The organism is Rickettsia sp. TH2014 (assembly GCF_019249195.1).
Taxonomy (GTDB): Bacteria; Pseudomonadota; Alphaproteobacteria; order Rickettsiales; family Rickettsiaceae; genus Rickettsia; species Rickettsia felis.
In genome coordinates this window covers 1-1,075 of the sequence record NZ_MXAX01000272.1, presented here as the reverse complement: position 1 = coordinate 1,075, position 1,075 = coordinate 1, and the positions used below count along the sequence as shown (strand labels likewise).

Sequence of the window (1,075 nt, the reverse complement as noted above, 5' to 3'; positions counted from 1 at the left end):
AAATATGAGAAAGCTTTGCAGATATTTGGGATGCTTTTGATGGGAGAGCCAAGAAATGCAAGTCTTCATTATTACAAAGGTAATACGCTTCATAAGCTTAAGAGATATGAGGAGGCATTAGCAAGTTTTAGGGCAGCAATAAAGTTAAAGCCATGGGAGGGAGCATATTACTATGGCCTTGCCAGTAGTTATTACGCTGTTGGTAATGGGACTGAAGGGCTTGAGGCTTTACAAAAAGCGGTGTCTGCTTATGGGGCTTCAGAAAGAATATACCATAAACATAATATGCTTGCGGGATTTAAGGGTGTAGAAAACGGGAATCAAGAGATGCAATTGAATGTTGTGGCTCACAAAGCAATAGAGCCATGTAGTCATCATAAGCAATATGCAGGATTAAAAGTAGGAGATAATTATAGTTTTGGATTTATGAGATAAATATGCATACGAATAATTAGACAGAGAGGGTATTAGTGATGTTTATCTTATTTTACGCCTTCCCCCTTTTTCTTTTACAGATATAGCGGGGGAGTATGAGGGGGCTAGCATAGCCCCTCTCATATAGTTTTAGTTACACAAGAGAAAGGTAATTAAGGCTTCAGTTTGAAGAACATGAAACATAGTAAATTAAAAACTAACAAACAACCAAAAGGAGCAACGTAATGTTTAAAATAGCAAGAACAGCAAAACAAATATTTAATGTAGCAAGAAATGTGCCTAATTCATTACTTTCAAGTATTAACAGTGGGCTTAAATATTGCAGTCAAAGTAAAGGATATGTAGAGGATGCAGGCGATGAGTTTAGCTTTTTAAAGGCACTACCAAGTCAGTCAAGTAAGCCGTTAATTCAAGATAAATTTAAGGCTATCATTCTGAATCCTTTGAATATAGCAGAAGCAAAATCTACGCCATTACTAGATACAGCAGAGATTAGAAAACTGATGTATGCAAGATTTGCGGATGAGATAGCGGCTCAATCGAAGAGTATTACACATGTCATGAGTCAAGAGGGTAAGGAGTATGTAGATGATGCTGTTGCTACTTACAGTATTGCAGACGAGTTTAACGCATTCAGGGA

At 37.1% G+C, this 1,075-nt stretch carries 1 protein-coding gene and 1 pseudogene; both read left to right on the top strand.

Annotated elements, in window-relative coordinates; translation table 11 throughout:
* Positions 1-435: tetratricopeptide repeat protein (locus tag KYQ89_RS05690; protein WP_218459937.1), on the top strand; the 435-nt coding region annotated here is incomplete at its 5' end.
* 224 nt (positions 436-659) lie between these two features.
* Positions 660-1,075 (top strand): annotated as a pseudogene (locus KYQ89_RS05685) (hypothetical protein); the annotation flags it as partial.